The organism is Acinetobacter sp. YH12076, from assembly GCF_013419525.1.
GTDB lineage: Bacteria > Pseudomonadota > Gammaproteobacteria > Pseudomonadales > Moraxellaceae > Acinetobacter > Acinetobacter amyesii.
Genome location: NZ_VOZY01000005.1, coordinates 94,870 through 118,539 on the forward strand (window position 1 = coordinate 94,870; position 23,670 = coordinate 118,539).

The 23,670-nt window shown below is 39.7% G+C and carries 18 protein-coding genes and 1 tRNA gene; 15 read left to right on the top strand and 4 right to left on the bottom strand.

Annotation, left to right across the window (positions count from 1 at the left end):
- Positions 1-6 precede the first annotated feature (6 nt).
- A complete protein-coding gene (gene epmB / locus FTU22_RS06170; protein WP_180076959.1) occupies positions 7-1,023 on the bottom strand; it encodes an EF-P beta-lysylation protein EpmB in 1,017 nt (338 codons plus the stop codon).
- Between the two features lie 388 nt (positions 1,024-1,411).
- On the opposite strand from epmB, the gene efp reads away from it, so the two are divergent.
- From efp to FTU22_RS06205, 7 genes are all read left to right on the top strand, one after another.
- Complete coding sequence (gene efp, locus FTU22_RS06175) at positions 1,412-1,981, top strand: elongation factor P (protein ID WP_067762759.1); 570 nt, start codon at positions 1,412-1,414, stop codon at positions 1,979-1,981.
- A 194-nt stretch (positions 1,982-2,175) separates the two neighbouring features.
- Complete coding sequence (locus FTU22_RS06180) at positions 2,176-4,278, top strand: carbon starvation CstA family protein (RefSeq protein ID WP_078191829.1); 2,103 nt, start codon at positions 2,176-2,178, stop codon at positions 4,276-4,278.
- A gap of 13 nt (positions 4,279-4,291) precedes the next feature.
- On the top strand, positions 4,292-4,594 hold the full coding sequence (locus FTU22_RS06185; protein WP_078190160.1) for a YbdD/YjiX family protein: 303 nt from the start codon (positions 4,292-4,294) through the stop codon (positions 4,592-4,594).
- Between the two features lie 228 nt (positions 4,595-4,822).
- On the top strand, positions 4,823-5,779 hold the full coding sequence (locus FTU22_RS06190) for a MoxR family ATPase (RefSeq protein ID WP_180093522.1): 957 nt from the start codon (positions 4,823-4,825) through the stop codon (positions 5,777-5,779).
- 12 nt (positions 5,780-5,791) lie between these two features.
- Positions 5,792-6,697: a DUF58 domain-containing protein gene (locus tag FTU22_RS06195; protein WP_180093524.1), complete on the top strand. Its 906-nt coding sequence runs from the start codon at positions 5,792-5,794 to the stop codon at positions 6,695-6,697.
- Between the two features lie 3 nt (positions 6,698-6,700).
- Positions 6,701-8,713: a DUF3488 and transglutaminase-like domain-containing protein gene (locus FTU22_RS06200; RefSeq protein ID WP_180093526.1), complete on the top strand. Its 2,013-nt coding sequence runs from the start codon at positions 6,701-6,703 to the stop codon at positions 8,711-8,713.
- Between the two features lie 32 nt (positions 8,714-8,745).
- Positions 8,746-8,822, top strand: a tRNA-Val gene (locus FTU22_RS06205).
- A gap of 86 nt (positions 8,823-8,908) precedes the next feature.
- On the opposite strand, the gene FTU22_RS06210 is transcribed toward FTU22_RS06205, so the two are convergent.
- Together FTU22_RS06210 and FTU22_RS06215 are read right to left on the bottom strand one after the other, a co-directional pair.
- Positions 8,909-9,655, bottom strand: a complete 747-nt coding sequence (locus tag FTU22_RS06210; protein WP_180023470.1) for an IS5 family transposase — start codon at positions 9,653-9,655, stop codon at positions 8,909-8,911.
- A gap of 405 nt (positions 9,656-10,060) precedes the next feature.
- Positions 10,061-10,489 carry an OsmC family protein gene (locus FTU22_RS06215; RefSeq protein WP_078191820.1) on the bottom strand — a complete coding sequence of 143 codons (429 nt, stop codon included), beginning with the start codon at positions 10,487-10,489 and terminating at the stop codon, positions 10,061-10,063.
- A 148-nt stretch (positions 10,490-10,637) separates the two neighbouring features.
- Between FTU22_RS06215 and crp the strand changes: the two genes are divergently transcribed.
- The 8 genes from crp (at position 10,638) to FTU22_RS06255 (ending at position 21,394) form a co-directional block, all read left to right on the top strand.
- A complete protein-coding gene (gene crp / locus FTU22_RS06220; RefSeq protein WP_180004890.1) occupies positions 10,638-11,348 on the top strand; it encodes a cAMP-activated global transcriptional regulator CRP in 711 nt (236 codons plus the stop codon).
- 202 nt (positions 11,349-11,550) lie between these two features.
- Positions 11,551-12,600, top strand: coding sequence for an NADP(H)-dependent aldo-keto reductase (locus FTU22_RS06225; RefSeq protein WP_180023471.1), 1,050 nt, complete (start codon positions 11,551-11,553; stop codon positions 12,598-12,600).
- A gap of 347 nt (positions 12,601-12,947) precedes the next feature.
- On the top strand, positions 12,948-15,527 hold the full coding sequence (gene clpB, locus FTU22_RS06230) for an ATP-dependent chaperone ClpB (protein WP_180023472.1): 2,580 nt from the start codon (positions 12,948-12,950) through the stop codon (positions 15,525-15,527).
- A 225-nt stretch (positions 15,528-15,752) separates the two neighbouring features.
- Positions 15,753-16,589 carry a hypothetical protein gene (locus FTU22_RS06235; protein ID WP_306441826.1) on the top strand — a complete coding sequence of 279 codons (837 nt, stop codon included), beginning with the start codon at positions 15,753-15,755 and terminating at the stop codon, positions 16,587-16,589.
- Entirely contained in the window at positions 16,589-18,139 is a 1,551-nt protein-coding gene (locus tag FTU22_RS06240; protein ID WP_180023473.1) for a GH3 auxin-responsive promoter family protein, read from the top strand. The genes FTU22_RS06235 and FTU22_RS06240 overlap by 1 nt, the downstream gene beginning before the upstream one ends.
- 1 nt (position 18,140) lies before the next feature.
- A complete protein-coding gene (locus tag FTU22_RS06245) occupies positions 18,141-19,307 on the top strand; it encodes a GNAT family N-acetyltransferase (protein ID WP_180093529.1) in 1,167 nt (388 codons plus the stop codon).
- Positions 19,308-19,435: 128 nt separating this feature from the next.
- Positions 19,436-20,737 (top strand): DUF945 family protein, encoded by a 1,302-nt coding sequence (locus tag FTU22_RS06250; RefSeq protein ID WP_180093531.1) that lies wholly within the window; start codon positions 19,436-19,438, stop codon positions 20,735-20,737.
- A 189-nt stretch (positions 20,738-20,926) separates the two neighbouring features.
- Entirely contained in the window at positions 20,927-21,394 is a 468-nt protein-coding gene (locus FTU22_RS06255) for a hypothetical protein (protein ID WP_180093533.1), read from the top strand.
- Between the two features lie 41 nt (positions 21,395-21,435).
- Here FTU22_RS06255 and rlmKL read toward each other — a convergent pair whose 3' ends face one another.
- A complete protein-coding gene (gene rlmKL, locus FTU22_RS06260; RefSeq protein WP_180093535.1) occupies positions 21,436-23,640 on the bottom strand; it encodes a bifunctional 23S rRNA (guanine(2069)-N(7))-methyltransferase RlmK/23S rRNA (guanine(2445)-N(2))-methyltransferase RlmL in 2,205 nt (734 codons plus the stop codon).
- Positions 23,641-23,670: the final 30 nt, after the last annotated feature.

Genomic DNA, 23,670 nt, shown 5'->3' on the forward strand with positions numbered 1-23,670 from the left:
TTTAACTCAAAAAGTTGAAGCCCCAAAAAGCGGTGTCTTGTTTTTTTCGCCCGCTATTTCCCGTACAAGTTTAGGAACCAAATAACCAGGTAGGTTCTCTAAAACTTTTTTATAAATTAAATCAATATCCTGAGCTGGTGTATCAAAATGATGAGCACCTTTTACTTTATCCAGAACATGCAAATAATATGGCATTACACCTGCGTCGAATAAGCGGTAACTCAAATCGACCAATACTTCTGCAGAATCATTAACCCCTTTTAATAAGACTGCTTGGTTCAGCACGGTGATTCCTTGTTTGACAAGCTGTTGAAGCTGGCTGCACGTGAAGTCATCTAGCTCTGATGGATGATTTGAGTGTACCACTAGAATAATGCGTAGCCTACTGTTTTTTAAAATAGAAACCAGCTCTTCATCGACACGGTTGGGGATTACGATAGGAACTCGTGAATGAATTCTCAAAAATTTAATTTGTGGCAAAGTCGATAAACGTTCAATCCACACTTGAAGTTTACGATTTGATAGTGTGAGCGGGTCTCCACCACTTAAAATCACTTCATTAATATCGGGTTGTTGTTCAATATATCCTTTAATGTTTGGCCAATCGTCATTTTTAGGCAGGTTTTCTTGGTATGGAAAATGGCGGCGGAAACAATAACGGCAATGGACCGCGCAGGCACCGGTTAAAGTCAGTAAAAAACGAGACTTGTACTTATGTAATACGCCTGGCTGTTGGTTAGCCTGCTCTTCACCTAAAGGGTCGGTGACAAAACCGGCGTGTTCTTCAAGTTCCAAATGATGCGGTAGGACTTGCAGTAAAAGCGGATCGAGCGGATTACCTTTTTGCATTTTTTCAACAAAAGCTCGCGGCACACGTAGGCGAAACTCATCTGCTGCGAACTGAGCACCCGATAATAACTGATCATGCGAAAGTTCTAATACATCGAGTAATTCTTGAGGATTTGTTATCAAATCACTCAATTGGGTTTGCCAGTTTTGCTCTTGAAATAAATAGTTTATCATGCCGATTGTTTAAAAAATGCAGAAAGGTGAGTAGGGAATATTGCTGAAATTAATGCGTCGAACTTTGATGTTTAAGCTGAAAAAATTCCGATAAAGCTTAGAACGGATGAAGCCTACGAAACATTTATTAAGTTTCAGTAAACAGCAATTTTACCTGTTTGTGGGCATTGTATAAACAAAGTTCTTTAATGTCTGAGTGTAAGTTAAGCAGCTTGACCCCTTTAATGGGGATTTTTTCGTTGCGACATGGTGCATTGGTCATTTAGAATACGCAATATCACATTAATGTGCATGTGGCAGCCAATGTTACAGTCAGTACTTGCTAAATGACATGTTACAGCCCATAGCATCTATAGATTAAAGTTAGTAAGTTTGGAGTGAGCCAGTCATGGCCTATTATTCTACGAATGATTTCAAGTCAGGCCTTAAGGTCATGCTTGACGGTAACCCATGTTCAATCATGGAAAACGAATACGTAAAACCAGGTAAAGGCCAAGCTTTTAACCGCGTAAAATTACGTAACCTTAAAACTGGTAAAGTTTTAGAAAAAACTTTCAAATCTGGTGATTCACTAGAAGCTGCTGACATCCAAGAAGTTGAAATGAACTACTTGTATAACGACGGTGAAATGTGGAACTTCATGGACCCAGAATCTTTCGAACAAATCGCTGCTGATAAAGTTGCTATGGGCGACGCGGCTAAATGGTTGAAAGATGACTCAAATGAACTTTGCACAATCATGCTTTGGAACGGTGTTCCTTTAACTGTGAGCGCGCCAAACTTCGTTGTATTAAAAATCGTTGAAACTGATCCAGGTGTACGTGGTGATACTTCAGGCGGTGGCGGTAAACCGGCTAAGCTTGAAACTGGTGCAGTTGTACGTGTTCCATTATTCGTACAGCAAGAAGAAAGCGTTCGTGTAGACACTCGTACTGGTGACTATTTAGAACGTGCATAATAGTTTAAAAATAGACTATTATCGAAAGGGATGAAGTGATTCATCCCTTTTTTTATACCTATTGGTTTAAATTTTTATTCCAAAGTATTAGATGAAAAAACCTATAACAGGAGTAGAGTTTCAAGGGAAGAAACAGCAGTACCTCGAACAAGAAAAATCAAGCTGATTTATTTCAACATTTATGAGGGATTGAGATGGAAAACATTCAACCGAAGTCAGGAATGGCTTCGAAGATTATCTGGCTGTTTGTAGCCATTCTAGGTGCCGTTTCATTCGGCATACTAGCACTCAGTCGAGGCGAGCATGTCAATGCAGTTTGGCTGATCCTTGCAGCAATCTGTGTGTATAGCATTGCATATCGTTTTTATAGTTTATTTATTGCCAATAAAGTCTTTGAACTGAATGAGCGACGTTTAACGCCTGCTCATCGCTTAGCTGACGGTTTGGATTATGTGCCGACCAATAAAAGCGTTCTATTTGGTCACCACTTTGCCGCGATTGCAGGCGCAGGTCCTTTAGTCGGTCCGATTCTTGCTGCGCAAATGGGTTATTTGCCGGGAACAATTTGGCTCTTAGTGGGTGTCGTTCTTGCGGGTGCGGTTCAAGACTTTTTAGTCTTATTCATCTCGACGCGTCGTGATGGTCGTTCACTCGGTGAAATGGCAAAACAAGAACTTGGCTCATTTGCCGGAATCATCGTGATGCTTGGCGCACTTGGTGTGATGATCATCATTCTTGCGGTACTTGCTTTGGTGGTTGTAAAAGCGTTGACCAACAGTCCGTGGGGTGTCTTCAGTATCGCTGCCACTGTACCGATTGCGATTTTCATGGGTATCTACATGCGCTTTATCCGTCCGGGTAAAATTGCAGAAGTGTCGATCATTGGTTTTGTACTGATGATGGCTGGGATTATCTATGGTGGCGACATTGCACAGCATCCGTACTGGGGGCCATTCTTTACACTTTCAGGTACTGAATTAACTTGGTGGTTGATTGGTTATGGTTTCGTGGCATCAGTATTACCTGTTTGGTTACTGCTTGCACCACGTGATTACCTATCGACCTTCTTGAAAATTGGTGTTATTGCAGGTTTAGCAATCGGGATCATGTTTGCTTTACCTGAGATGAAAATGCCAGCGGTAACGCATTTTATTGATGGTACAGGTCCTGTATTTGCAGGCTCAATGTTCCCATTCTTGTTTATTACCATTGCCTGTGGTGCAATTTCAGGTTTCCATGCGCTCGTTTCTTCAGGAACGACACCGAAGCTTGTGAATAATGAAAAAGATATTCGCATGATCGGTTATGGCGGCATGTTGATGGAGTCTTTTGTTGCGATTATGGCTTTGGTCTGTGCAACGATTCTTGAGCCTGGTGTGTATTTTGCGATTAATGCACCAGCAGCTGTGATTGGTACAACGGTTGAGTCCGCTGCAGAAGCAGTTCGTACATTAGGCTTCGTGGTAACACCTGAAGCATTGACCTTACTTGCACAAGAAGTGGGTGAAAATTCGATTCTGTCTCGTACAGGTGGTGCGCCAACATTTGCGATTGGTATGGCGCATATCATTACGGAAATTTTTAATAACCGTTCAATGATGGCGTTCTGGTATCACTTTGCGATTTTATTCGAAGCACTCTTCATTTTAACGGCAGTTGATGCGGGTACACGTGCATGTCGTTTCATGGTGCAAGATACTGTGGGTATCGTGATTCCTGCTGTTAAAAACTCACATAACTTCTTCGGAAATCTGTTAGGTACAGCGGTGGCTGTTGCAGGTTGGGGCTTCTTCGTATACCAAGGCGTGGTTGATCCACTCGGCGGTATTAATAGTTTATGGCCGCTATTTGGTATTGGTAACCAAATTCTTGCTGCGATGGCATTGATCTTGGGTACAGTGATTTTATTCAAGATGAAAAAACAAAAGTATGTTTGGGTGACAATTATCCCAACATTATTCTTGTTTATTACTTCAATGACCGCTGGTTGGCAGAAGATTTTCCACGAAAATCCAAAGATTGGTTTTTTGGCTCAGGCAGATCGTTTTAATGCAGCCATTGCGAAAAATGAATTGTTGGCACCTGCGAAAACCATGGCTGAAATGCATACGGTTGCATTGTCGAATCAAATCAATGCCGGTCTTTGTGCATTCTTTATGATCGTGGCATTTGTTATGTTATTTGCAGCGATTGGTGTGGTACGTCGTGCCTTGGCAAATCCAAATCCATCGGTGAATGAAGCAGAAGCAATTTACCGTGACCCAGCTGAAATTAATCCGTCAAATTCAGCACATTAATAGGGGAATATGAATGAACCTGAAGTTTGCAAAAAGTGGAAAAACGGTGATTTATAAAATCATTAAAATGACCATTATGTCGCAGAAGGATTTAATTCTGAACCCGAAAAATTGGTCACGTATTGCGACTTTGTGGCAACGTTTACAGCAAAGCTTCCGCCTGATGGTGGGTGTGCCAGATTACCAAAATTATTTGGAACATATGGCAAAACATCATCCTGATTTGGAAGCGATGGATGCAAAAACATTTTATCGTCACTGCGTAGATGCACGTTATCCATCAGCTGGTGGTGACATGAAGAAGTGTCCTTGCTAATGCTTTGACTTGTGCTAAAAATCCAATAAAAAAGCGTTCTTCGGGACGCTTTTTTATTGCAGAATTGTGATCAGTCGAAGCGAAAACAACGTTTTTGTATACCCAATAAATATCAAGCGTATGTATTTAAAGTATTGAACTGAGTATGGCTTGGAGATAAACACTGTATTTTTAAATAAAACCCTGTATGTTAGTCATTCATTTAACTTTTTTATTGGGGAATAAAAGGTGTTTTGGGGATCAGAGAAAAGCCAAAAAAATAATACATCGACGCTTTTAAGTGAGCAGAGCCTTGCGCCTTTTTACCCGAAAATAAATACATTCCTCGAACAAGTTAACCAAATTATTTTGGATAAAAATCAGCAAACCAAATTGGCTTTAGCTTGCCTATTGGCAGGCGGGCATGTGCTATTTGAAGACTTACCTGGTTTAGGAAAAACGACACTATCTAGCGCCTTGTCACATTTGGCGGGATTAAAGTTTCAACGGATTCAATTTACCAATGACATGCTGGCCAGTGATGTGATTGGGGTAAACATGTTTAATCAAAAAGAACATCATTTTGAGTTTAAATCTGGGCCAATTTTTACCCAAATATTATTGGCAGATGAAATCAACCGTTGTAGTCCAAAGACCCAAAGTGCTTTATTGGAAGCTATGGAAGAGGGGTATGTGACGGTTGATGGTGTGCGCTATGCTTTGCCTCAACCATTTTGGGTGATTGCGACACAAAACCCTTTATTTCAAAGTGGTACTTATGCCTTACCTGAGTCCCAGTTGGACCGGTTTTTAATGCGTTTGTCTTTAGGTTATCCATCGCGTCAGGCAGAGAAATTATTGCTCCAACAAACTTCACGCCATGATCTGATTGCAGCATTAGCACATATCTTTAATGAAGCAGAAATTTTACAACTACAAGGTTTTGTCGAGCAGATACATCTGAGTGATCGTTTGATGGATTACATTTTGGATCTTGCTGCTGAAACACGTAAAGGGAGACATGGTCTTTCTACGCGTGGTGTTTTAGCCTTAAAGAAAGCTGCGCAAGCCTATGCGCTGATTGAGCAGCGAAATTATGTGAATCCTGACGATGTGCAAGCGGTTTTTGCAGCGGTGGTATCTCATCGAATTGGGTTGTCAGATCTTGAAGCCTTTAAGCTTTTAGAACAAGTTTCGATTCAATAAAGGAGTTGAACCTTGGCTTCGATTTGGCAGCAATGGATTGAACGTCGATTTAAAATCGATCAGCACAAGCAGCTGACTCAAAAAGATGTCTTGATCTTTATCTATCAGCAAGGCTACTTGTATTTGGTGTTAATTTTCATCACCTTTATTGCCGGCGTGAATTATGCCAATAACTTGATTTTAGGCTTTTGTTTTTTAATTAGTGCCGTATTGTGTATTAGTTTCTATATAACTTTTAAGCAACTTCATGCGTTGCAGATACAAATAAATATTGTTGATACACCGCAAGTAGGTGAATTACTTTCGGTCGATATTTACTTTAAACAAGATGCTGAACAGGCGCGATATTTGTGGATTAAAACTGAAAATCAGCTACATAAATTATTGTTCAATACGCAACAGCATTGCTTTCAATTAAATTTTACAACCAGCCAACGCGGTGTTTTTCAGATTCCACCCATACAACTTTATAGTGTTTATCCCTTTGGTTTAGTGCGGGCCTGGACGTATTTGTATGCACAGCAGCCTGCGTGGGTTGCCCCACAAGCCAGTTTGCATTCCGTTGAAAATAAGCAGCAACAGCAAAACTTTGAACCTGATCTTGATGAATTTCGTGAATTACGCAGTTTTCAGACGGGGGATTCACTTCATGCGGTGTCGTGGAAACAAGCAGCACGAGGACAAGGCTTATATGTGAAAGTCTTTGAACAATATGAAGATCTAAAGAAATTGGAGATTCATTATCACTATATGCCAGCTCAAAGTCATGAAGAAAAACTTAGCCTTATGATGGGTTTGGTCGAGCAGGCTGAGCAAAATCACGATCAATATGCACTGTATTTACCTAATGCTGAGTTAGCATCAGGCACTGGAGCACTGCATTTTTCCGAAGCTAAACGGTTATTGGCGCAGGCTTGATTTATGATTGAAAATACCATACGCCGCTCCATACTACTCACTTTAGCTTTAGTGCTCATTGCGCAAATGCTTTATATACCAGTGGTGACATCATTGGTATTTTTAGTCATTTGGCTTATTTTATTACTCAATACCCGCGCCAGTAAAAAACCATTTTCTAAAATTTTAACCTATGTGCTGACATTGACTGCTTTATTCAGCATTTACTTAAGCCATAAAACCTTTATTGGTGTTGATGCAGGGGTTGCAGTACTTAGTACATTTTTATTTGCGAAATCTTTAGAAACAAAAACACGTCGTGATGTGATTATTTTATTTAACTTTGCGATGTTTGTGATTGCTAGTAGTTTTTTGTTTAGCCAGTCTTTTGCCATGGCATTGGTTATTTTATTGGCGTTGTTAAGCTGTTTTATTGGATTATACCGTTTACAGACCGTTGGTTTTAGCCAAAACTCAGGCGGTGAAATACAAGCGATTAAACAAGATATTGGGCATGTGGGAAAATTTATTGCCTTAGCTGTTCCATTTTTTATTTTACTGTTTCTCTTTTTTCCACGCCTACCACCGCTATGGCACATTCCTATTCCTGAAAATAAAGCCACATCAGGGATCAGTGACAGCATGTCTCCGGGCGATATTGCTGAGTTATCACAGTCGAGTAGTTTGGCTTTTCGTATAATCGGTGATATTCAAGCGTTGCCACCACGTACAGAGCTGTATTGGCGGGCGATGGCTTTAGATGAATATGATGGTTCTAAATGGACCAGTCATTTTTTTAACCAGAATGTTATACAGCTGAATCCAGCCGAGTTAAAAACCAAGCGGGCGTTGAATTATCAATATTTGGCTGCCGACCCAACTGTGATGTGGATTATGTCGTTGGAGCAATCCGTACCCAACGAAGCACGTTTTGCTTTAGGTCAAGATGGTCGAATTACACCCTACCGATTAACAGCACGCACGGAGCCGATTCAACTGAAATGGTTAGGAAGTGTAGAGCCGCCACAAATAAAAAATGTAGCTTTACTTGAAAAATTAAACACTCGCTATGTTGAAAACTTGGATGTTAAATCACAACGATTGGCCCAAACTTTATGGCAGCAAAGTCATCAAAATCCTGAGCGTTATATTGCAGAGGTTTTGCGATGGTATAAACAAAATAGCTTTGCATATACCTTAAACCCAGGCGTATTGGGGCAAAATCGGATAGATGATTTCTTATTTGGATCAAGACAAGGCTTTTGCGAACATTTCGCTTCGAGCTTTGCAATGTTGATGCGCTATGTAGGTGTTCCATCGCGTATTGTCGTGGGATATCAAGGGGGGCAATTAGCACCAGATGGGAAAAGTTGGGAGGTTCGTCAGCTCGATGCACATGCGTGGACAGAGGTTTATGTCAATCAACATTGGCGTCGAATTGATCCTACAGCCATGATCGCACCGCAGCGTATCGATGGTGGGATGCAGGATTATATGGAACAAGATCGGACAATTTTTGGGAGACAGCAGTCGACTTGGGTCTATCAACAATTTTCGATGTTGAAAAAAGTCCGTGTATGGAGTGATTATGCGAGTTACCAATGGCAGAGCAAAGTGGTGGGTTATAATGCTGAATCACAGCAACAATGGTTTAAAAAGCTCGGTACAAATTCTGCTTATGCAGGTGGTTTAATTCTTATATTGAGTATTGGTGGAGTTGTTGCATTATATTTTATATGGAGTATGTGGCATAAAAGAAAAAGTCTAAGCCCTCTAGAAAGAGAAATTGCCAAGTTTGCTAAGAATATACCCTTGAGCCAGCAAAAAGTGGCTTCAGAAAGTTTTAGGCATTGGTTACAACGTTTGGCTGAAAATGTACCTGAACAGGAAAAGGCGGCATTTGAACAAGTTATTACGTTATTTGAGCAGGAAATTTATGTAGGTACCGCGCTAAGTTCTCATGATATTCAATATTTTAAGGCTTTGCTTAAAACTTGTACGCAAAGTTTAAAAAAGTCAGAAAAGGGCTTGTCATAAAAAATAAAAATGAATATGATTCTACGCATTCTAGGTTTATAGCTCAGTTGGTTAGAGCGCTACGTTGACATCGTAGAGGTCACCAGTTCGAATCTGGTTAAACCTACCAAATTCAAAAAGCAGAATCAAAATGATTCTGCTTTTTTTTATCTGAAATTATTAGGGTCTGTTGACATTTACTGTTCATAATTAACCCTATAAAGGTAGCCATAAAAATATACAGGCTAAAGCAACAGAACTTTGATAATTCCTTTTGAGCTTGTCATATCGAGTAGCTATTCCTCTAAATTGCTTTAATCTACAAAACATATTTTCAACTAAATGCCTGATTTTATATAAATACCAGTCCATATGGTCATTGTTCGATTGGCTATTCGTTTTCCTTGGTATATTCGCTTTAGTCCTTGTTTTCCTGATCTGTTCACGCAGTGATTCTGAATCATAGCCTTTATCTGCGCATACCACTTTTGTCTCTTTTAAATCTAATGTTGATATTAAATCAGGTGCAACTTTAACATCATGTGTGGTTCCATCGGTAATCATGAAATCAATAGGATTGCCATGTGCATCAACAATCAAATGTATTTTTGAGAAGTTTCCTCCTACACTTTTAGAAATAGATTGATTCGCTATGCCGGCAGAATGTTGATGAGCACGTACATGAGAGCCATCAATAAAAATCCACTCCATATCGGGGCATGAGGCTAGTAATTTAAATAATCTAAGTAACTTACCACTGCTTGACCAACGATTAAAACGCTTGAAAATAGAGTTTGAATGACCAAAACAAGAAGGAATATCTCGCCACGGACAGCCTGTTCTAATTCTAAAGAGAATAGCTTCAATAAAATTGCGTAAATTTGAGTTGTGGTGAATGGATAAATTACGCAGAATAACTTTCAACTTTTGCCAGTGTTGATCTGTCAGCATGTTACGAGGCATAGCGAATAGTAAAATTGGGTTTGGCGATTTGATTTTACTATTTCGCTATTTTTTAAGCTAAAAGTGTCAACACACCCTAATTAAAGTGTTATTAAGACTATAGTTGAATCAAATCTACTTATATGAAGAGTGTTCATCGTAGGTCATTACCAATTGTATTTGGCCTAATATAGATTCATAGGAATTGAGTCGTAAAATCATTTTGAGATGGAATTAGGCGTAAATGCATCTATATGCAAATACATAAATTTGGATATCGGTTGTTTAAGTAATTAAGCCAAACTTCTTTGGCTCATATTTCTGCATTTATGACTATATAGTAGTGCTTCATACAATGTATGCTATAGCGGATTATTTGAAACAAAAAAAGCCGCATTCTATGCGGCTCTTAATTGAACAAATAAATTATGCATCTTCAGTTTCTAAAATTTCGAAGTCATGGGTAATTTCTACACCACCATCCATCAGCATTTTACTAGCAGAACAGTATTTTTCAGCAGAAAGTTCAACCGCTTTTGCAACTTGCTTTTCCTTCACGCCATGACCAGTGACTACAAAGTGCAAATGAATTTTAGTGAATACAGCAGGAATAGTGTCGGCACGTTCTGCATTTAATTCACAACGAACATCAGTAATGTCTTGGCGTGCTTTCTTTAAAATCGTCACAATATCGAAAGATGCACAACCACCAAGTCCTGTTAAAATCAGTTCCATTGGGCGCGGACCACGGTTTTCACCGCCATATTCTTGTGATCCATCCATCATAACAGTGTGACCACTTTGAGTTTTTGCTTCAAAAGCAACATTCTCTAGCCAATGAACACTAGTTTGCATTGCAAGTCCCTAAAAAAAGCTATAAATTTACGCAGTACCTGTACACTAACATAAATTGAGTTGATAAGGAATTTCAACTCTTACGTGTGACAAGTTCACTTTAGGTCTTGTGCGATCTATAAATTATCCATATTCGGAAACTGTTAGCATGACTTCAAACTTTTCACAACTTAGCACAGATGCGCTATCTCCGGGGCAGTTACCTGAGTCGGTGAAGGCATTATTAAAACGTGCATATATTAATCGTTACCCAAAACGTACAACAATCATTGATGCGGGCTCAGAATCTAAATCTTTGTATTTAATTCTTAAGGGTTCAGTATCTATCATTTTACGCGAAGATGATGAGCGTGAAATTGTGGTTGCGTACTTAAATGCGGGTGACTTTTTTGGGGAAATGGGTCTATTCGAAGCAAATGCACAGCGTACTGCAGAAGTGCGTACGCGTGATGTATGTGAAATTGCTGAGATTACCTATGAAAACTTTCATGAATTAAGCAAACAATACCCAGACTTAAGTTATGCGGTATTTGCACAGCTTGTACGCCGTCTTAAAAATACGACGCGTAAAGTAACCGACCTTGCGTTTATTGACGTGTCAGGTCGAATTGCACGTTGCTTAATTGATTTATCTTCACAACCTGAAGCAATGATTTTGCCGAATGGTCGTCAGATTCGTATTACTCGTCAAGAGATTGGTCGTATCGTGGGTTGTTCCCGTGAAATGGTTGGTCGTGTTCTAAAAACACTTGAAGAGCAAGGCATGATTGAAACTGATGGTAAAGCGATTCTAATTTTTGATGCATCGCTTGAAGATAAAAGCCAATTGGCTTCTGACGAATTTGACGACGAAGAATAATCATTCTTCTAAATAAAAAAAAGCAAACTCAGGGGTTTGCTTTTTTTATGTCCATTCATTTCTCACTATTATAGCGGAAGCAACCTTTCTCACATTTTTTGACAAATAAACAGAAAATTATGATTTAAACAAAGCCGATATCTTATGTAAGCTACTTCGTGACTTATATATTGATATTTAAAATAAAGAGGGAATTTGCGGCATGCAATTTAAACCATTGGCACATACAGGCATATTAGTTCCAGAAATTTGTTTAGGCACCATGACGTTTGGTGAACAAAACACCCAAGCAGAAGCTTTTGAGCAACTGGATTATGCTTTAGAGCGTGGTCTTAACTTTTGGGATACTGCAGAAATGTATCCTGTCCCACCGAAACCTGAAACCCAAGGTTCAACTGAAACTATTATTGGTAACTGGATTGCAGCTCGCGGTGGCCGCGATAAAATAATCTTAGCTTCAAAAATTGCAGGACCGTCACAAGGCGGTAGTCATATTCGTGACGGGCAAACTAAATTTATTGCTTCGGAAATTGAGTCTGCACTGGATCATTCTCTTCAGCGCTTACAAACAGATTATCTTGACTTATACCAGTTGCATTGGCCGCAACGCCCAACCAACTTTTTTGGTAAATTGGGTTATGGCAATGCCGAAGCGAACAATACGCAAACTATTACCAATTTAGAAGAAACATTAGTTGCTTTAAGTCATGAGGTGAAAAAAGGTCGAATTCGCTCAATTGGGCTATCTAATGAAACGCCATGGGGAACGTTAAAATTCCTACAACTTGCAGAAAAGCATGGTTTAGAAAAAATTGTCAGTGTGCAAAATCCATATAGTTTGTTGAATCGTACTTATGAAATCGGTTTATCTGAAATTGCACACTACGAAGGCGTGGGCTTATTGGCATATTCACCTTTAGCATTTGGTTATCTAACAGGTAAATTCCGTCATGGTGCACGTCCTGCCAATGCTCGAGTGACACTATTTTCACGCTTCAGCCGCTATTCAAATGCGGAGAGTGAATGGGCAACAGAACAATATGCACAATTGGCTGAACAGCATGGTTTAACGTTGACACAGTTAGCACTAGCATTTATTAAGCAGCAATTTTTTGTCACCAGTACAATTATTGGTGCGACAAATCTAGATCAGTTGAAAGAAAATATTGATGCTTTTGAGGTGAATTTATCAGAAGACATTTTAAAAGGGATTGAAGCTATTCATCGCCAACAGCCAAATCCTGCACCTTAAGCTGAACTTTTTAGTGGATTAAGCAAAAGCCTGCATGTAAATGTGGGCTTTTTTGACATTTGTATTATTTAAGCAAATGGAAAATCATTGAATTTTATTCTCAGAAAGTCAGTTGAGTTGACAAGAAAATTGCCTAAAAATACATATGTATTTAAACAATATAATAAAGTACTAAATTCTTCAATAAATGACTTGAAAAGTATTCTATTTATACCAATATTATAATTGAGATTTATCTATATCTTAAAATTAACTCATTGAAAAATATTTAAAAAATGTATTTGAAATTTTAAATATGACTCCCATATATGCTTCAAGTACAGAATTTGTTGTGAGGAATAACAAGAATGCGATTTGAAAAATTCACAAACCGTTTGCAGCAAGCATTATCCGATGCCCAATCTTTAGCAATGGGGAAAGACCATACAGCCATTGAAGGAATCCATATTCTTTCGACATTGCTTGAAGAGCCGTCGAACCAAAACTTGTTACAACAGGCAGGTGCTAATCTTCCTGAGTTAAAAACCAAGCTTCAGCAAGCCCTACAGGATACCGCCACCATTGCTACGCCGACAGGGGACATCAACCTAAATCCTGAAGCAGTCAAGGCGCTGAATTTAGCTGACAGTTTTGCTCAAAAAGCTGGAGATGAGTTTCTTTCTACAGATTGGGTGATTCTCGGTTTAGCTGAAACGGGTAAAACCAAAACCTTATTAAATAGTGTAGGCGTAACGACAGATAAATTACGCAATGCAATTGAACAAATACGAGGCGGTGAACAAGTCATGAGTAATAACCACGAAGATCAACGTGATTCACTCAACAAATATACCTTAGACCTCAATGCACGTGCATTAGAAGGCAAGTTAGATCCAGTTATTGGTCGTGATGAAGAGATTCGCCGTACCATTCAGGTTTTATCACGTCGTAGCAAAAACAACCCGGTATTGATTGGTGAGCCTGGTGTGGGTAAAACAGCAATCGTTGAGGGCTTAGCACAGCGTATCGTCAATGGCGAAGTTCCTGAAAGTCTGAAAGGTAAACGTGTACTTTCACTCGACCTTGGTTCATTGCTTGCAGGTGCAAAATACCGTGGTGAATTTGAAGAACGTCTCAAAGCAGTTCTAAAAGATTTAGCCAAATATGATGGCGAGATTATTCTTTTCATTGACGAACTACATACGCTTGTTGGCGCAGGTAAAGGCGATGGTGCAATGGATGCTGGTAACATGCTTAAACCTGCATTAGCGCGTGGTGAGCTACGCTGTGTAGGTGCGACAACACTTGATGAATATCGTCAATATATCGAAAAAGATGCGGCATTAGAACGTCGTTTCCAAAAAGTGATCGTTGATGAACCGAGTGTGGAAGACACCATTGCGATTTTACGTGGTCTAAAAGACAAATATGCAACCCATCATGGTGTGCAAATTTTAGACTCAGCGATTATTGCTGCGGCAAAAATGTCGCATCGTTACATCACAGACCGTCAGTTGCCAGACAAAGCCATTGATTTGATTGATGAAGCAGCATCACGAATCAAAATGGAAATTGACTCAAAACCTGAGCCACTTGACCGTTTAGACCGCCGTTTAATTCAATTGAAAATGCAACTTGAAGCCGTGAAAAAAGATGCAGATTCAGTCTCAAAAGCTGAAGTTGAGCACCTAGAGAAACAAATTGCTGAAGTTCAAAAAGAATATAGTGATTTGGAAGAAGTGTGGATTGCGGAAAAACGTTTGGTTGACGGCACGAATCAGGCTCAAATTGAGCTAGATAAAGCACGTACTGCCTTTGAAAAAGCACAACGTGAAGGTGATTTAGCAGAAGCTAGCCGTTTGCAATATGGTGTTATTCCTGAGTTGCAAAAACGCTTGAATGAAGAAGAAGTTGCCGAGGTGAATGAAGAACCGAAACTGATTCGTACCAAAGTCACTGAAAATGAAATCGCTGAAGTGGTAAGTGCGGCTACAGGTATTCCTGTTGCGAAAATGCTGCAAGGTGAACGTGAAAAACTCTTACACATGGAGGAGTTCTTACATAACCGTGTAGTTGGTCAAGATGAAGCTGTCGTAGCAGTGTCGAATGCGGTGCGTCGTTCTCGTGCAGGATTATCCGATCCAAACCGCCCAAGTGGTTCATTCTTATTCCTTGGGCCTACAGGTGTAGGTAAAACTGAGTTAACCAAAGCTTTAGGTAATTTCTTATTTGACAGTGATGATGCGATTATTCGTATCGACATGTCAGAGTTTATGGAAAAGCATTCGGTGAGCCGTTTAGTAGGTGCGCCTCCGGGCTATGTGGGTTATGAAGAAGGTGGTGTGTTAACCGAGGCTGTTCGTCGTAAACCTTATAGTGTAGTGTTGTTTGATGAGGTTGAAAAAGCACATCCAGATGTCTTTAACATCTTACTTCAAGTGTTGGATGATGGTCGATTAACAGACTCACAAGGCCGTGTGATTGATTTCAAAAACACCGTGATCGTGATGACCTCGAACTTAGGTTCAACCGATGTTCGTGAATTAGGTGAAAACCCGTCGAAAGACGAAGTTCGCGCTGTGGTTATGGCTGCGGTATCTGAACATTTCCGACCTGAATTTGTGAACCGTATTGATGAGTTGGTGGTTTTCCACTCTTTACAAAAAGCGCAAATTCGTGGCATTGCGGATATTCAGTTGGATCGCTTACGTTCACGTTTGGCAGATAAAGATATGAGTTTGGCGGTTGAAGATAGTGCCTTTGAATTACTTATCGATGCTGGTTTTGACCCTGTGTATGGCGCACGTCCTCTGAAACGTGCTATCCAACAACAAGTTGAAAATACATTGGCACAGAAAATCTTATCAGGTGCTTTCCAACCGGGCGATACGATTGTCGTTCAAGCGGAAGGAGATCACCTAACTTTTGAAAAGTTAAAACTCAACTAAAAAGCACAAATCTGCTACATCCAGTTGTAAAAACAGAAACCCGGTTTAGGCCGGGTTTTTTAATTTTACGCTTGTCGTAATTTTCGTTTAAATACGTAAAGTTCATTGCATTTCATCATTTTCACCCACTAATATGACGTCCGCACACATCCAACGAGATGACTGTGTTCTGTAAAACAAAAACAATATCGCTCGTTCATCATGAATGAATGGCAACAGGAAATTATGATTATGATGGAATTTAAACTGCTTAGGCAGATCAAAAAAGAACCTTATAGTTTATATAAACGTACAGATGACATCACTGTTCAAGAACTCAAACGCATGTATGGTATTTACCAAAAGTATTATGCCAATACCCGTTATGAAATTTTTGAACGCGACTTCTTAGAAAAAACCGGTGTTTTTTTCATTATTGAACCGAAAAATAATCAAATTGTCGGATTCTCGACGGTTATGGAGCGTGACTTTATTGTTGATGGTAAAGCCCGACATGCTTTTTTCAGTGGTGATACCATTATTGAGAAAGAGTACTGGGGGAATCGTGCATTAACCCGAGCAATGTTCCGTTATATTATTAGTTTTAAATTTCGTCATCCAAGAACCCCTGTATATTGGATTTTAATCTCTAAAGGCTTTAAAACTTATCTGCTCTTAGCCAATAACTACTACAGCTACTATCCACATTATGGTGAGAAAAATGCTCATCTCAAAGACTTTGTCGAATCGTACTGTAAAGAATATTTCTCAGAATACTATAACCATGAAACAGGTCTGCTGAATTTTGGCGAAGACTATCAGCCACTCAAAGCAGATGTTGCGCCAATCACCCATGAGATGCGCGAAAACAATACCAAGATTGCTTTCTTTGAAGATAAGAACCCAACGTGGGTCGATGGAACTGAACTACCGTGCATTGGTGAATTACGTTGGAGCGATTTATACCGTTATGTAAATCGATTCTTAACCAAGACCACCAGTGTAAGTAAACATGACAGCAAGTTACGTTATAAGTCACGTACATTGCATATTGCGACAGGTTCAGACTCGAAGGTGGCCTAATGGGATTGCTTCTCACTACAGCACATCAAGTTTTGAATATTGCCTGCCGTAAAGCATTTCAGCGCTATACACAGCAGGCAAATCAGCTGGAAAATGTGCAACGTAAAAAATTAAGCCATTTTTTAAAGCAGCACATTTCGCAAAATCTAAGCTATGAGCAATTTTCCAAAAAATATCCGCTTTCGCGTTATAGCAATTGGAAAAGCCAAATTGAACAATCCAGACAAAGTGGCAAAAATTGTTTGGGGCCTGAAAAAATTATCCGTTTCCAACCGACCAGTGGGTCGAGTGAAGCAATTAAATTCATTCCCTATACTCAGGCTTTTTTAGATGAGCTAGATGAAGCTATTGGGTTATGGCTCACTAATTTATATCGCACTCATCCACAACTGAAAAACTCAACGCATTATTGGTCGGTTTCATGGTTGCCTGAAAGCCAGAGAAAGCTTTTAGAAAATAGTAATTTGAATGATGACAGTGCGCTGCTTAATCTGTCGAAGCGAGTGTTGAGTAAAATTACCCAGTCGGTACCGACTGAAATTGCGATGGCGAATTCAGCCGAAGATGCCATGTTTGCAACCGCGGTGTATCTCGTTGCAGATAAGCATTTAGGCATGATTTCGGTATGGAGTCCTACATTTGCTTTGCAATTGTTGGATATCATTCATGAACATCAAGCTGAAATTGTGCAGGTCTTAAAAACTGGACAATGGCAACGTGAGGGTTTGAGTTTTCTGCAAGTTCCTAAATCTTGTCAACAATGCTATCGCTTACAAGACTTGGATTTGACCCAAGCAACGGCGTGGAAAAAACTGTGGCCTAAACTCAGTCTGGTTTCGAGTTGGGATACTGCGAGCGCAGAGCAGTGGGCAGTACAACTCCAGCAACGAATTGCAGGTGTGGCATTTGAAGGTAAAGGTTTATGGGCAACTGAAGGCGTAGTGACGATTCCATTTGCAAACCGTTTTACCTTAAGTTATCAGTCACATTTTTATGAATTTATTTTGCAAGACAGCCAAAAAGTGGTGCCATCGTGGCAACTGAAAGTAGGTGATATTGTTAGTCCTGTGATCACGACAGGTTCAGGATTAATTCGTTATGTGATTGATGATGAATTAGAAGTCACAGACTTTTATCAGCAAGTGCCATGCTTCAAATTTTTAGGTCGCAAAATGACGGTAGATTTGGTCGGAGAAAAGCTCGACCACAATGCTGCAGTTAAAGTGCTTGCAGAGTTTAAACAAGCGGATTATTTGCCGATTAGTATCTTGGGTATCGAACAATGTTCGGTTAAAAAACCACACTATATTTTGCTTAGTGAAGGTAATGTAGATAAACAACCATCCGCTCATGCACTAGACCGTTTGCTTAAACATAATTTTCATTATGAATTGGCACGCGATCTAGGGCAGTTGGATGAACCTGAAGTGGTACATGTACAAGATGCTTGGGACTACTACAAAACACTAGCCATGAACAATGGCATGATTGAAGGGAATATTAAGCCTGAGCCGCTTAAGAAAATGAAAACAAAAATAATTGAGTATTGAGATGGATATCGATGTGTTAGATGCACCGTTCGATGAAACGGCGCTATATCATTCAAAGAATGAGACTAAGTTTGCGGTTCGAAATGCGACTGTCGAAGATGATGAGCAACTAATGAAAATTAGTGCTGAGAGTGTGCCAAGTAATGGCATTACCTTATCTTATGAGCGTCACCCGAGTTATTTAGCTGCTAGCTATGCACAGTATAATCGACCAGATTTAAAAGTGGTTGTCCCTGTGGACGATCCATCTATCGTGATTGCGATGATGAATTTGGGGTGGCGTTATTGTTATCTCAATGGTCAGCCTGACCTAATACGTTATGTTGCCGATTTAAGAATGAATCCGGCGTATCGTGGTGCCAAAGTCATGCGATTATTAATGGACTATGTCCATGATGAAATCCCCCAAGATACGATTTTTGAAAGTGTAGTTTTAAACGCCAATATTGTCGCAGCTAGTATTTTACATCATGAAAGATCAGGTTTTCCGTTGCCATTTTTTTATGATGAAATTCGAACCTTTACTGTTTCACAGGCAATGAGACCAAAAACTTTCAATCAATATCAATTTAAAATGCTGACTGCTGAACGTGTAGATGAAGCGAATGATTTCATTTTAAAAATGAAAGACCATTATAATTTTTTACCTAGCTATGATTTTAATGCGTTGGTTGATGGTCAAAATCCATTTTGGGCAGGCTTAAATCTGGACGATTTTTATTTGATTTATGATCAGCATAATCTGTTGGTTGGACTCTACGGATTATGGAATCAAAAGAGTTTCAAACAAACTCGTGTGATCGACTATTCACGTCCATTAAAGTTGATGAAGCCTTTTTATAATGCCTATGCGAGTGTGCGTGGTGTATTATCACTGCCAAAAATTCAGGGAACTTTCGATTATTTAATGCTGCATAGTCCACTATGTCATCCTGAACATCTAGAAGTATTTGCAAGTTTGATTTTTCATGCCAAGCAACAGACCAAGCGACGTGGCAAAGAAACCTATTGCATCACTTTGGCAGAGAAGGACCCGCGTATAGGATGGATGAAAAATACCACCTCTCACGTGTTAAAAGCCAAGCACTATTTTCATAGTTTTAAAGGCAATCCATATGCCGCATTTGATCGTAAACGTATAAGTTATTTTGAAGCTGGGCGTATATAGTTGAAGTGATAGCCATCAAAAAATCAATTAAAACTGTCAAATCAATCATTTAATATCATTTTAATTGTGTACTTATGTAACTGAGTTCTTCAGTATACTGCGCAAAGAATAATCAGAATGAGAAAGACATGTCAAAATTGATGTGGGGAATTGGCAGTTTAGCGGTGCTTTCAGCAGCTGTGGTGGGAGGGAATTTATATGCAGATAAATCTCTTGCCCAATTTTATACACAGAATAATTGGTCAGCAGCTGTACAAGATGTTGATGTGAAGTACAGCAATTATCAAATGGGCTTGATGGGCGGAACGGTCGATTGGGTATTAACGCTGAAAACAGACCCGTGTAAACCCAAAGAAGTGATCGTATTGAAGGGTACCGATCAGATTCAACGTGGGTTGAAAGGTTATAACATCAACTCGAACTTTAAGATTGTTCAACAACAAAGTACGTCCGAATATGCCAAGCTTTTTGGTACGGACTTAACGGCAAAAACTTTGGTCAATTGGATTGGTCAAAGTAAAACAGATCTACAGATTCCTGCATTTAAAACGACTGCACAAGGTGCAACGGTACAAGCTGATGCCAGCCAATTGCAAATTCGGATCAGTAGTCTACCGGGGCAAGCCACTAAGGTATCTGAGCTTTCAATCCATTTACCTGTGGTTCTGTTGAGTGAAGGTCCAATGCAAACCATGGTGCAAAATTTTTCGATGAAGACCAATCAAGGTTTAAATCAGAAAAATCTTGAAAATGGTTTTGTTGAAATCCAAGCGGGTTCTATCAAACGTTTAGATCAAAAGTTCTCAGGCGGCATGCGTGGTATGCAATTGCGTTGGGAGACCGAACTAAATAAACAGGATGTGGACTTTGAAGGCTACTTAAAAGCTGATGAGATGGATTTCCCAGGTTCACCAGTCACCAAAGATTTCGCACTAAATTTGGCATTACATAAAGTTAATCTGGATAAAGTTCGTGCATTTAGTGACCTTTTGCATAAGGTGGAAAACTCATGCGATGCAGTGGGTGAATCAAGTGAAGAGATGACTCAAGCTTTCTTAGCAATCGCAAGCCAAGGTTTTGATTTTGAGTCTAAAGATAATTCGATCAGTATTGGTGCAGGTAAAGCCTCTGCAAATGTCGTGGGGAAAGTCATGCCGGGTCACCATGCTTCAATGGAGTCTTTTATTAAAATGGTGCCGAGCTTGCTGGATTTTCAAGCAGACTTAAGTTTTGATAAAAATATAATGACTGCAATCATGAATAACTTTTTACAATTACAGGGCAAAAGTTTGTCAGGACAGGAAGCCGAAGCCATGTTTGCTGGTTTTGAAACATCAGGGCAAGGCAAGCGCGATGGCAATAACATGGTCATGAGTATGCAATATAAGTTCGGTCAAAAGCTTTTTGGTCAAGCCATACAAAAGAAATAAGCAACAGGTAGTAAGTCGTTAAGTTTGAAAAAAATAAAACCGTCATAGATTGGTGGTTTTATATTTTTAGCTGCGGAATCATGATGTTCACTTTATCGGAACACAGCGGCCTAGCCATTGTTGAACAGTTGAAAAGTTGCTAGCGTCAATGGGCAACTAGCCAATCAAAACAACAATAGGAAAGACACGATGTCACACGATTATTTTTTTAGACGGAAACTTGTTCAATCATCCATGCCTAAATGTTCTTGGGTAAAACACAGTTTTGTTATTAGCATTTTTTTAATCGCTGTTCAGTCTATAGCTTTTGCGGGTACTTCAATTTCAGATCAACGTTTGTCGAATGAAACGCAAGGTAAAAAACAATTTAGTGAAGAAACCTTAGATATTATTGAGAGTGAAGCAGCTAAACCCAAAGAAGAGCAGCAGAAAAATTCAAATCATAAATCTAATCGTAATAATAAGATCATTCAAGAGACCCAGCTCGAAGGCTCAACCATGAGTGATTATTTGCTTCAAAAGAAAAGGGCAGCGGATCAGGTCGGGTTAATACAATCTCCAGAAGTGGCACCGATTAACCGTATTGTGCTGCAAGAGCGCCACGAAAATATTCGAGTAACGTATCCAGATGGCGTTGTGGTTGAAATGAAGCACTGACGTGCTTCATTTCATAGATCAGGAATAGCTAAAGTTAAACCTTAGATTTGTGGATGAGTGATTTTCCATGCACGATGAATTTTGCTGTTACGTTTAAAGTCTAGACCAATGGTTTCATTGCTGATTTCTTCAACATCAAACATTGCCATGATCACATCGTCCATCTCAAAACCACGGTAGTTGTTTGAGAAGTAAAGCGTACCGTCAGTGGTTAAACGGTTCATGGCACGTTTAAGTAAAGACATATGGTCGCGTTGGACATCAAAAGTACCATAGAACTTTTTAGAGTTTGAGAAGGTTGGTGGGTCAATAAAGATCAGGTCATATTGCTCGTGACCTTCTTTTAACCATTCAAAACAGTCACTAGAGAAGAACTGATGTTGTTCATCTGCATGATCTACAGTCAAACCATTTAGTACAAAGTTCTCTTTAGACCAGTTTAGGTAGGTATTTGACAAATCGACACTGGTCGTACTTGCTGCACCGCCAAGCGCTGCATGTAAGCTCGCTGTAGAGGTATAGCTATATAAGTTCAGGAAGTGTTTACCTTTGGCTTCTTTGGCAATCCGTAGACGCATTTGACGATGGTCAAGGAACAGACCTGTATCGAGGTAGTCTGTTAGGTTCACCAAAATCTTTGCTTTGCCTTCTTGAACGATAAAACGTTTAGACGCGGTACTTTGTTTGGTGTACTGATTTTTACCTTCTTGGCGGGCACGTGTTTTAATGAAAATCGCATCACGACCTAAGCCTGTCACTGCACGAATCGCTTGAAGTGCTAAGTTAAAGCGTTTTTTGGCTTTTTCAGGGTCAATTTTTTTCGGTGGTGCATATTCTTGTACGTGTAAACGATCACCATACAAATCTACCGCGACATTAAAGTCTGGCAAATCGGCATCATATAAACGTAGGCAGAAAATATTTTCTTTAACTGCCCATTTTTTAAGATTCTGCATGTTTTTTTGCAGACGGTTAGTAAAGTCTTCTGCACCTTCAATTTTTTCAAATTGTTGAGGTTCCCAATGCTCGAGGAAAGGCTTTTGAACTGCTGCAGGTTTGACTGTACCAAAACGGACGTAAATTGGGAGCTTACCATTCATCAAACGCAAAATTTGTGGATCATTAAAGGCAAGGACATCGGCCTGTTCAACTTGTGCTGCAATAATTGCAGCAGGCTGATTTGGGAAGTTCTTTTGTAATAATGCTGATAGACCTAAATACAGTGCGCGGTTAGAGGCTTTATCACCTAAACGCTCGCCGTATGGAGGATTAGTGACAACAAAGCTTTTCTTACCTGTTGTTTGGAATTCTGGCCAGTCTGCAAGTGTACGTTCTTCAATTTTAATTTGATCAAGTACAGATTCGAAACCTGCCGCGATAATATTTTGTTTGGTTGCTTTTACCGCTTCCCAGTCTGCATCAAATGCATAGAATTGTGGGAGTGGGTTTTCAAGTGCGGCTTTATGACGTTCAGCAGCTTCGCCTTTGATCGACATCCAAAGTTCATGGTCATGACCATTCCAACCATTAAAACCAAAACGACGAACAAGGCCTGGCGCGCGGTCAGTCAAAATCATTAATGATTCAATGATAAATGTCCCTGAACCACACATTGGGTCCAAAATAATATCGGGTTGATGCTGTTTAAGTTTTGCTTTCTGTAAGATAGCAGCCGCTAAGTTTTCTTTAATCGGCGCATCTGTCATGTAGCGACGGTAGCCGCGTTTATGCAGAGAATCACCTGATAAATCTAAGCAATAAGTATGTTCAGTTTTGCCAGCTAATACATACAACGTAATTTCAGGTTGCTTAATGTCAATGCTTGGACGTTTGCCCACAGCTTCCATAAAGGAATCGACCACACCATCTTTAACACGTAAAGTTGCAAACTGAGAATTGACTTTAATGTCACGTTCAATATGTAAACGCACGGCAAATGTACTTTGTGGTGCAAAAATAAGTGACCAATCAAAGTTTATTGCACCTTCATAGAGCTCTTCCGCTACATCACGTGCATCATGTGTGAACTCTAATTCATGTGTATGAATGGGGGTGAGTACACGTGAAGCCAAACGTGACCACATGCAAATACGGTATGCATCTTCAAGTGTGCCTTTGAATACAAGACGACCCGGGAACTGTTCAATATTTTGAACACCTAAACCTTCAATTTCCTCGCGGAGTAAGGTTTCCAGTCCATCTGCACAGGTAACCCAATATGTAGAAAGACGCGGTTTCGAATTCATGTAAATTTCCAAAGGCAAAAAAGCAATCGC

Excerpts from the sequence above, each read along its gene's own strand:
- epmB (WP_180076959.1), bottom strand. The coding sequence starts at position 1,023 with ATGATAAACTATTTATTTCAAGAGCAAAACTGGCAAACCCAATTGAGT.
- efp (WP_067762759.1), top strand. The coding sequence starts at position 1,412 with ATGGCCTATTATTCTACGAATGATTTCAAGTCAGGCCTTAAGGTCATG.
- FTU22_RS06180 (WP_078191829.1), top strand. The coding sequence starts at position 2,176 with ATGGAAAACATTCAACCGAAGTCAGGAATGGCTTCGAAGATTATCTGG.
- FTU22_RS06185 (WP_078190160.1), top strand. The coding sequence starts at position 4,292 with ATGAACCTGAAGTTTGCAAAAAGTGGAAAAACGGTGATTTATAAAATC.
- FTU22_RS06200 (WP_180093526.1), top strand. The coding sequence starts at position 6,701 with ATGATTGAAAATACCATACGCCGCTCCATACTACTCACTTTAGCTTTA.
- FTU22_RS06210 (WP_180023470.1), bottom strand. The coding sequence starts at position 9,655 with ATGCCTCGTAACATGCTGACAGATCAACACTGGCAAAAGTTGAAAGTT.
- FTU22_RS06215 (WP_078191820.1), bottom strand. The coding sequence starts at position 10,489 with ATGCAAACTAGTGTTCATTGGCTAGAGAATGTTGCTTTTGAAGCAAAA.
- crp (WP_180004890.1), top strand. The coding sequence starts at position 10,638 with ATGACTTCAAACTTTTCACAACTTAGCACAGATGCGCTATCTCCGGGG.
- FTU22_RS06225 (WP_180023471.1), top strand. The coding sequence starts at position 11,551 with ATGCAATTTAAACCATTGGCACATACAGGCATATTAGTTCCAGAAATT.
- clpB (WP_180023472.1), top strand. The coding sequence starts at position 12,948 with ATGCGATTTGAAAAATTCACAAACCGTTTGCAGCAAGCATTATCCGAT.
- FTU22_RS06235 (WP_306441826.1), top strand. The coding sequence starts at position 15,753 with ATGATTATGATGGAATTTAAACTGCTTAGGCAGATCAAAAAAGAACCT.
- FTU22_RS06240 (WP_180023473.1), top strand. The coding sequence starts at position 16,589 with ATGGGATTGCTTCTCACTACAGCACATCAAGTTTTGAATATTGCCTGC.
- FTU22_RS06245 (WP_180093529.1), top strand. The coding sequence starts at position 18,141 with ATGGATATCGATGTGTTAGATGCACCGTTCGATGAAACGGCGCTATAT.
- FTU22_RS06250 (WP_180093531.1), top strand. The coding sequence starts at position 19,436 with ATGTCAAAATTGATGTGGGGAATTGGCAGTTTAGCGGTGCTTTCAGCA.
- FTU22_RS06255 (WP_180093533.1), top strand. The coding sequence starts at position 20,927 with ATGTCACACGATTATTTTTTTAGACGGAAACTTGTTCAATCATCCATG.
- rlmKL (WP_180093535.1), bottom strand. The coding sequence starts at position 23,640 with ATGAATTCGAAACCGCGTCTTTCTACATATTGGGTTACCTGTGCAGAT.